Below are 8,987 nucleotides of genomic sequence, written 5' to 3'. Positions count from 1 at the left end.
ATCGCTATGCAGCTGACCAATATTGCGCGCGATATCGGCGAGGATGCGCGCCATGCCCGCTGTTACCTGCCGCAGGACTGGCTGCTCGAAGCAGGCGTCACCGAAGCCTCCATCGCCAAGGCGGAAACGGCCAGCCGCGCGCACCGCGACCTCGCCCGCCGCCTGCTTGCGGAGGCCGATGCCTTTTATGAAGCGGGCACATCGGGAATCGCCTTCCTGCCGGCCGGCTGCCGCCCGGCGATCCGCGCTGCAGCCCTCATCTACCGCGATATTGGCCGCAGCATCGCGCGCAACGGCTATGACAGCGTCTCCCGCCGCGCCTTCGTCACCTCGCGGCGCAAACTCGCCCTGCTCGCGCAGGCGAGTTTCGCAAGCGAGGAGCGCCTGCCCGCGCCCGCCCTCGCTGTGCCCTCTGCCCGTTTCCTGATCGAGGCCGTCGCAAACGCGCCGCCGCCGCGCCAGCATCCGCCTGCGATCGGGGGCGGCTGGCCGTGGGTGATGGACCTGTTCCTCGATCTGGATACCCGCCAGGCGCAACCCGTTGCGCCGGCTGCCTCCGGGCCCTGGAAGCCATAAGCCCATGCCGCAGTTTCACGCCCTTTTCCTGCTCGAACTCGTCGTCTTCGGCGGCGCCGCTATCGCCTGGGGACTCTGGGAACTCCACAGCACCAACAAGGCCATCCGCAAGCGCGAGGCTGAAGAAGCCGCGCAGCGGGAACAGGCAAGCGAGTGAACGTCCTCAGCCGGAAGACAGCGTCTTCGCCCGGCGCGGCATCCGGAACGGCAGCATCAGCTTGACGAGGCCGGACTTCAGCCGGTCGCCGTCCAGGCTTTCATGCACCCCGGCCACCCGCCGCCCGCCGACCCAGGTTTCGACCACAGACCGGCTGTAGAAGGGCGTGTCTTCCAGCGTCCGGCCAAGGCGCACCCGGCTGCTCGCCTCGGCATGGGCGCGCCGGCGCACCCGGAACACCGGCGTCGGGCGCAGCTCCTTCGCGTTCAGGGGCGGCACGCTCTGATAGCTGCCATCCGGGCTGAAGCGCAGCGCCAGCGATGCGCCGGGGCCGTCCCGTTCGTCCGTTGTATAGGCGACCAGCGTATCGCCGCCCGCAAGGTGCAGGCGCATCCAGTCCCAATAGCGGAACCGGTCTTCCAGCGGTTCGCTGCCCTGATTCATGTCGAAATATCCTGCGCCGCGCCAGCGCAGCCGGGGGCTGGAAAAGCGCACTTCAATGTCTGCCGCCGGCGCCACGGGGCGCCAGAGGTGCCGGGCGCCGGAATCGATCGGAAAGGGGGTGTCCGGCCCCTTGCTGCGCGGGCGCACCCGAATCGTGCCGCGCACGGGATAGGGCAGGGGCATGCCCAGTTCCGCCACCTCTATCACGAAATCTTCCCCGTCGCGATAAATGGCGCTCGGGCCGATCTGGAAATGGTCCGGCGCGAGCGTCACATCCCCCCGCCCCCGTTCCGTCATCGTCCAGCGGCCTTGCCTGCGGCCATAAAGCGCCACGTTGAGCGCGCAATGATTCATCGGATCAGCCCGCCCGGCCCAGGCATAATAGGGCGAGAACACGCTGCCGATGAAGGCAATCACGGTCAGCGCGTGGCTCCCGTCATCGCTCATCGCGTCGAGATACCACCAGGCATAACCGCCCGAAGGAACAGTCACGCCAAACAAGCCGCCGGCCCCCGCCTCCTGCATTGTGTCCATCGAGGGCCTCCTGTGCCCACAAGACGTCAATAAAAATTGACAGTCAAGAATGACAATATACGATGACACTCAGGAGGCCGCCTTATGGACACCGAAGCGTTGATCGAATGGGTGCTCGAGCGATCGGTCAGCACCTCCCTTGGCGAGGAGGGTCCGCCGCTGCTCGGCAAGGCCATCCGACATGCCGTTTTCCCCGGAGGCGCCCGCGTGCGGCCGCGTCTGTGTGTTGCGGTGGCTGCAGCGTGCGGCGCGCGCGAGGATATCGGCATCGCGGCCGGGGCAGGGGCGGCGATCGAGCTGATGCACTGCGCCTCGCTGGTCCATGATGACCTGCCGGCTTTTGATGCGGCTGAAACGCGCCGGGGCAAACCATCGGTGCACCGGATTTATGGCGAACCGCTTGCCGTGCTGGCGGGCGATGCGCTGATCGTCATGGCGTTCGAGACGCTGATCCGCGAATCAGCGGCGGCGCCGGGGCGGTGCCTGTCGCTCATCCGGGTCGTCACCCGCGCCACCGGCGCAGCGCAGGGCATCGTCGCAGGCCAGGCCTGGGAGAGTGAGCCGAAGATCAACCTTGCCGCCTATCACCAGGCCAAGACCGGCGCGCTGTTCGTTGCGGCGGCTGAAGCCGGCGCCGTGGCGGCCGGGGCCGATGCGGCGCCTTGGCAGGAACTCGGCGCAAGGCTTGGCGAGGCCTATCAGGTTGCCGATGACCTTCGCGACGCGCTGCTGGGCGAAGACGTGCTCGGCAAGCCGGCCGGGCAGGATGTCCGCCTCGGGCGGCCAAGCGCAGTGGAAGCCTTCGGGGTTCGCGGCGCTGTTGACGAGCTCAACCGCATGATTGCCGAAGCCTCCGCCTCGATTCCGGAATGCCCGGGCGCCGGTTTCCTGCGCGATCTCGTTGCGGCGCAGGCCGCCCGGCTGACGCCCGCGAGCCTCCTGAGGCAGGTTGCCTGACCGGCGGCCGGACGCTGCCCCGGGGGCGCGCATGTCATTGCTAGACCGGCTGGTCGCCTGGAAGAACCGCAAGATCGCAGACCCGCGCTTTCAGGCGCAGGCCGTGCGCAATCCGCTGCTGCGCCCCATCGCGCGCCGCGCCGCCGCCCGCAGTTTCGATCTCGTCGCCGGCTTCGTCTATTCACAGGTGCTTTCGGCAGCGGTGGAGACCGGGTTGATCGAGGCGGCGGCAGAGGCGCCGGTTGACATAGAGGCTTTTGCGGCCCGCAGCGGGCTTTCAGTTGACGGGGCCGAGTGCCTCCTGCGGGCGGCGGCGGCGCTGCGCCTGCTGCACCGCCAGCAGGATGGCCGCTACGGTCTTGGCGAGGAGGGGGCGGCCCTGATCGGCAATGCCCCGGTCTTCGCCATGATCCGCCATCACAAGGCGCTCTATGCCGACCTTGCCAGCATCACCCCGCTGCTGACCGCGCGCCGCCAGGACACCGAGCTCAGCCGCTTCTGGGCCTATCAGGCCGATGCCGGCCCCGATCAGGCCGCCCCCTATTCCCGCCTGATGGCCGAGACGCAGGCGCTGGTCGCCGATGAGATCCTGCACAGCCATGATTTCCGGCGCCATGACTGCGTGATGGATGTCGGCGGCGGGCTCGGTGTTTTTCTCGAGCGGGCAGGCGCGCGCCATCCGGGCCTCGCCCTGCGCCTTGTGGACCTGCCGCCCGTCGCCGCGCTGGCGAAGGCCCGCCTTGAAGGAACGCAAATCGGCGCGCGGCTCGAAACCTTCGGCATCGACTTCCACACCGGCCCGCTGCCCACCGGCGCGGATCTCATCACCCTGATCCGCGTGCTGCACGACCATGATGATGGCCCGGCCCTGGCGCTGCTGCAGCAGGTTCGCGCCGCGCTGCCGCGATCCGGCCGCCTCTTGGTGGCCGAGCCGATGGCCGGTGCTGCCGGCGCCGAGCGGATGGGGGACGCCTATTTCGGGCTCTATCTGTGGGCGATGGGGCGCGGGCGGCCCCGCCGGGCGGATGAGACGGCAAGCCTTCTGAAGCAGGCGGGATTCCGCACGGTCCGGACCCTCCCTGCCCGCAATCCGCTGCTCATCAGCGCCCTTCTGGCGAGTTGATCGCCGGATTACTCTCGCTATGCGGGCAAAGAAAACGTAAATAACAATTGACACTAACTAATGTCAAACTAGGATGACATTCATGGAAACGGGCGTCATCGAGTCGCATGGGCCTAGGCCCGCTCAGCCCAGTTCGGGGCAACGAGCTTCCGCGCGGATAGAATGCCCCCGGCTGGCCCGCGCGGTTGTGTTCGATGGCAAATCCGGCGCCCGCCTCAGCCAGCTTGATCTGAAGCCCCGCGAAACCGGCGATGTCGCCGTCGAAACGCTCTGGTCGGGCATCAGCACGGGAACCGAGCGGCTGATGTGGTCCGGCGAGATGCCGCCCTTTCCGGGCATGGGCTATCCGCTGGTGCCGGGCTATGAAGCCGTTGGCCGGATCATCCATGCGCCGGATGCGCCCGAACGGATCGGCGAGATTGTCTTCGTCCCCGGCGCGCGTTGCTACCAGGATGCCGCGGGCCTCTTCGGTGCAGCAGCGTCTCACCTGATCGTCCCCGGCGCGCGGGCGCACAGCTTGAACCTCCGGGATCCCCGCGAGGGCGTCCTGCTCGCACTCGCCGCGACCGCGCATCATGCCATTGCGGGCCGGCAACTGCCGGACCTCATCATCGGGCACGGCGTGCTCGGCCGGTTGACAGCCCGGCTTGTCCTCGCCCTGGGCGGCGCGGCGCCGACCGTCTGGGAAACCAATCCTGACCGGCGCAGCGCGGAGGCCTTTCCCGTGATCGATCCGTCGTCGGATGATCGGCGCACCTACACTTCCATCTGCGATGTCAGCGGCGACGCCAACATCATCGACAAGGCGCTGCCGCATTGCGCGCGCGGGGCAGAGATCCTTCTGGCCGGCTTCTACTCGGCGCGGCCTTCCTTCGCGTTTCCGCTGGCCTTCATGAAGGAAATGCGTCTCGCCATTGCGGCAGAGTGGGCGCCCGAAGACCTCGCAGTCGTCTCACGCCTAGCCGCCGACGGCCGGCTCAGCCTCGCGGGCCTGATTACACACACGGTGCTGCCAGAAGATGCAGGCACTGCCTATCGCCAGGCCTTCAGCGATCCGGCCTGCCTCAAGATGCTCATGGATTGGAGACATTCCGATGTCTGAAGACCTTCGCCTGACCCGCCGGAGCGGCGCATCCGACTATACAGACGCGCTGCGCGAGGAGGCCTCCCATGAGCCCGATCCCGTCGCCACCGGCCCGGTCAAGCGCGACACCCAGATCATCGCCATCTATGGCAAGGGCGGCATCGGCAAGAGCTTCACCCTCGCCAATCTCAGCTGCATGATGGCCGAACAGGGCAAGCGCGTGCTGCTGATCGGCTGCGATCCGAAATCGGATACGACCTCGTTGCTGTTCGGCGGCAAGGCCTGCCCGACGATCATCGAGACCTCGTCGAAGAAGAAACTTGCCGGCGAGGAAGTGACGATCGGCGACGTGTGCTTCAAGCGCAATGGCGTGTTCGCGATGGAGCTCGGCGGCCCGGAAGTCGGCCGCGGCTGCGGCGGACGCGGCATCATTCATGGCTTCGAGCTCCTCGAAAAGCTCGGCTTCCATGACTGGGATTTCGACTATGTGCTGCTCGATTTCCTCGGCGATGTCGTGTGCGGAGGATTCGGCCTGCCGATTGCGCGGGACATGTGCCAGAAGGTGATCGTGGTCGGCTCGAACGACCTGCAATCGCTTTATGTGGCCAACAATGTCTGCTCGGCGGTGGAATATTTCCGCAAGATGGGCGGCAATGTCGGCGTCGCCGGCATGGTCATCAACCGGGATGACGGCACGGGCGAGGCAGCTGCCTTCGCCGATGCCGTCGGCATTCCGGTGCTCGCCACCATTCCGGCCAATGAAGATATCCGCCGCAAATCGGCCAATTACCAGATCGTCGGAACGGCCTCCTCGCCCTGGGGCGCGATGTTTGCCGAACTCGCCGAGAATATCGGAACCTCCGTCCCCAACCGGCCGAACCCGCTGAACCAGGACGGCCTTTTGAGCCTGTTCTCCGCCAAGGATACCGGCGGCGATATCGTGCTCGAGCCCGCCACTTTCGCCGACATGTGCGGCGTTGCAGCCGCCGAGAAGCGCACCCTCGAAGTCGTCTACGAGGAAATCTGAGCGCTCATGACCACCCGCCGCCTCACCCTTCTTGAAAACCGGGAGCGCCGCCCCGCCGCGAAGGTTGAAACCGGGGCAGGGGTGGCCGCTGAGGCGCCGGCGCTCAAGGACGGCGCAGGCTGCCATGCGGGCAAGGACCAGATGCGCGCCGCTGCCGCCGCCGCGGGCCAGAGCGAACTGCTTGATCAGTATGCGAAGGATTATCCGCAAGGCCCGCACGACCAGCCGCAAAGCATGTGTCCCGCTTTTGGCTCCCTGCGTGTCGGCCTGCGCATGCGCCGCACGGCGACGATCCTCTCCGGCTCGGCCTGCTGCGTCTATGGGCTCTCCTTCACTTCGCATTTCTACGGCGCGAAGCGATCGGTCGGTTATGTGCCGTTCAATTCCGAAACGCTCGTTACCGGCAAGCTCTTTGAAGACATCAAGGAAGCGGTCGAGCTGACAGCGGACCCGGAGAAGTACGACACCATCGTCATCACCAACCTCTGTGTACCGACCGCATCTGGCGTGCCGCTGCGCCTCCTGCCGGACGAGATCAACGGTGTGCGGATCATCGGCATCGATGTACCGGGCTTCGGCGTGCCGACCCATGCGGAAGCCAAGGATGTGCTCGCCGGCGCGATGCTCGCCTATGCGCGCAAGGAGGCCGAAAGCGGCCCCGTCCGCCGCGCCGCCAGCGATACGGCCGACCTGCCAAAAGTCACCCTGCTTGGCGAAATGTTTCCGGCTGATCCGGTCGTGATCGGGCGGCTGCTTGAACCGCTGGGGCTTGCTGCGGGCGCTGTCGTTCCGACGCGCGAATGGCGGGAGCTCTATACCGCGCTCGACGGCGCGGTGGTCGCAGCCGTCCACCCCTTCTACACCGCCTCGATCCGCGAGTTCGAGGCGGCCGGTCGCCCCATTGTCGGCTCCGCTCCGGTGGGCGTCGAGGGCACCGATGCCTGGCTGAAAGCCATCGGCGAGGCGGCCAATGTGCCGGCCTCCCGCATCGATGCGGCGCGCAATCTCTTCGGCCGCGTGATCGCCGGCGCCATGGCGGCCAAGCCCATCCGTGGACGGATCACGCTATCCGGCTATGAAGGCTCGGAACTTCTGGTCGCGCGCCTGCTCGTCGAGAGCGGCGCAGATGTGCGCTATGTCGGCACGGCCCTGCCGCGCACGCGCTGGTCGGATCCTGACCGCGAATGGCTGGAGGCCAGGGGCGTCCAGGTCCAATTCCGCGCCTCGCTCGAACAGGATATCGCCGCGTTCCGGGAATACCGGCCGGACCTCGCCATCGGCACGACGCCTGTTGTCCAGAAGGCCAAGGAAGCCGCGATTCCGTCGCTCTACTTCACCAACCTCATCTCCGCCCGCCCGCTGATGGGGCCTGCCGGGGCCGGCTCGCTCGCCGATGTGGTGAACGCCGCCATCGCCGGCCAGTCGCGCTTTGACGAAATGAAATCCTTCTTCGAAGGCGTCGGCACGGGCGACACAGCCGGTGTCTGGCGCGGCGCGCCGGACGTGCATCCCCAGTTCCGGGAACACCAGAACCGCAAGCTCGCCGCCCGCGCCAGGCAGGCCGCAAACCTGGAGGCGCCCACAGGATGCTGATCCAGGATTATGACCGGGCAGGCGGCTATTGGGGCGCGGTGTATGTGTTCACCGCCATCAAGGGGCTGCAGGTTGTCATCGACGGTCCGGTGGGCTGCGAGAACCTGCCCGTCACCTCGGTTCTTCATTATACGGATGCTCTGCCCCCGCATGAGCTGCCGATCGTCGTGACCGGGCTTGCCGAGGAAGAGCTTGGCCAGCATGGCACTGAAGCCGCGATGAAGCGCGCCCGCGCTGTGCTAGACCCCGCGCTGCCGGCCGTGGTCGTCACAGGCTCCATCGCCGAAATGATCGGCGGCGGTGTCACGCCGGAAGGCTCGAACATCCAGCGCTTCCTGCCGCGCACGATTGATGAAGACCAGTGGCAGAGCGCCGACCGCGCCATGCTCTGGCTGTGGACCGAATATGGCCAGACCAAGGGCCGCAATCCGAAAAAGGCGAAGCGCCCTGAAGGCGCAAAGCCGCTCGTGAATATTCTCGGGCCTGCCTATGGCATGTTCAACATGGCCTCGGACCTTGCCGAGATCCGCCGTCTCGTCGAAGGCATCGGGGCAGAGATCAATCTCGTCTTCCCGCTTGCGAGCCACATCTCGGAAGTCCGCAGGCTGATCGATGCAGACGTCAACATCTGCATGTACCGCGAATATGGCCGCGCGCTGTGCGAGGCGCTGGATGCGCCTTACCTGCAGGCGCCGGTCGGCTTGCATTCGACAACCCGCTTCCTGCGGACACTCGGCGAACTCACGGGCCTTGATCCTGAACCCTTCATCGAGGCCGAAAAGCACTCGACGCTGAAACCCCTCTGGGATCTCTGGCGCTCGGTCACCCAGGACTTCTTCGCCACCGCCAGCTTCGGCATTGTCGCCAACGACACTCATGCGCGCGGCATCCGGAATTTCCTGGAGAATGATCTCGGCATTCCATGTGACTTCTCCTTCACCCGCGTTGCCGGCAAGAAGACTGACAATGATGCGGTTCGCGAAGCGATCCATGCCGGCCCGCCCTTTGTGGTTTTCGGCAGTTTCAATGAGCGCATGTACCTGCAGGAAGCCGGCGGGGCCGGTGTCTGGATCCCGGCATCCTTCCCCGGCGCGATCATCCGGCGGCACACCGGCACACCCTTCATGGGCTATTCAGGGGCGACCTACATCGTGCAGGAATACTGCAACGCGCTCTTCGATGCGCTGTTCCATATCCTGCCGCTCGGCGCAAACCTGGACCGGGTCGAGGCGACGCCCGCGCGTGCCCAGGCCGCACAGATCGTGTGGGACGAGGCCGCAAACGATCTGCTCGAAGAATACATCGCCCGCCATTCCGTCCTGACACGGATTTCTGCGGCGAAGCGCCTTCGGGATCATGCAGAAGCACTGGCGCAGCGCGAAGGCACAGGACGGGTAACCGCCGCCCTTGTCGAGCGCAGCCGGCGGGAAACGGAAGGGATGCGGGCGGCCTGAGAACATTTCAAGGGGCGCCTGCAGAAGAAACACAAGAT

General features: G+C 66.4%; 9 protein-coding genes. 8 read left to right on the top strand and 1 reads right to left on the bottom strand.

What is annotated here, in order from left to right; translation table 11 throughout:
• The coding region (locus ACK4SV_RS12215) for a phytoene/squalene synthase family protein (protein WP_409918113.1) at positions 1-576 on the top strand (576 nt) is incomplete at its 5' end.
• Positions 577-580: 4 nt separating this feature from the next.
• Positions 581-733 (top strand): hypothetical protein, encoded by a 153-nt coding sequence (locus ACK4SV_RS12210; RefSeq protein WP_409918112.1) that lies wholly within the window; start codon positions 581-583, stop codon positions 731-733.
• Positions 734-739: 6 nt separating this feature from the next.
• Here the strand turns inward: ACK4SV_RS12210 and ACK4SV_RS12205 are convergent, their stop codons facing one another.
• Positions 740-1,711, bottom strand: coding sequence for a hypothetical protein (locus ACK4SV_RS12205; RefSeq protein ID WP_409918111.1), 972 nt, complete (start codon positions 1,709-1,711; stop codon positions 740-742).
• Between the two features lie 84 nt (positions 1,712-1,795).
• On the opposite strand from ACK4SV_RS12205, the gene ACK4SV_RS12200 reads away from it, so the two are divergent.
• The 6 genes from ACK4SV_RS12200 (at position 1,796) to bchZ (ending at position 8,949) form a co-directional block, all read left to right on the top strand.
• Positions 1,796-2,668 (top strand): polyprenyl synthetase family protein, encoded by an 873-nt coding sequence (locus ACK4SV_RS12200; RefSeq protein WP_409918110.1) that lies wholly within the window; start codon positions 1,796-1,798, stop codon positions 2,666-2,668.
• Positions 2,669-2,699: 31 nt separating this feature from the next.
• Complete coding sequence (locus ACK4SV_RS12195; RefSeq protein ID WP_409918109.1) at positions 2,700-3,791, top strand: methyltransferase; 1,092 nt, start codon at positions 2,700-2,702, stop codon at positions 3,789-3,791.
• An 82-nt stretch (positions 3,792-3,873) separates the two neighbouring features.
• Entirely contained in the window at positions 3,874-4,893 is a 1,020-nt protein-coding gene (gene bchC / locus ACK4SV_RS12190; protein ID WP_409918108.1) for a chlorophyll synthesis pathway protein BchC, read from the top strand.
• On the top strand, positions 4,886-5,902 hold the full coding sequence (locus ACK4SV_RS12185) for a chlorophyllide a reductase iron protein subunit X (protein ID WP_409918107.1): 1,017 nt from the start codon (positions 4,886-4,888) through the stop codon (positions 5,900-5,902). The genes bchC and ACK4SV_RS12185 overlap by 8 nt, the downstream gene beginning before the upstream one ends.
• A 6-nt stretch (positions 5,903-5,908) precedes the next feature.
• A complete protein-coding gene (gene bchY / locus ACK4SV_RS12180) occupies positions 5,909-7,495 on the top strand; it encodes a chlorophyllide a reductase subunit Y (protein ID WP_409918106.1) in 1,587 nt (528 codons plus the stop codon).
• A complete protein-coding gene (gene bchZ, locus ACK4SV_RS12175; RefSeq protein ID WP_409918105.1) occupies positions 7,489-8,949 on the top strand; it encodes a chlorophyllide a reductase subunit Z in 1,461 nt (486 codons plus the stop codon). Before bchY ends, bchZ begins: the two co-directional genes overlap by 7 nt.
• The last annotated feature ends 38 nt before the right edge of the window (positions 8,950-8,987 follow it).

Source organism: Hyphomonas sp., assembly GCF_046313735.1.
GTDB lineage: Bacteria > Pseudomonadota > Alphaproteobacteria > Caulobacterales > Hyphomonadaceae > Hyphomonas.
This window is presented reverse-complemented; position numbering and strand designations above follow the sequence as displayed.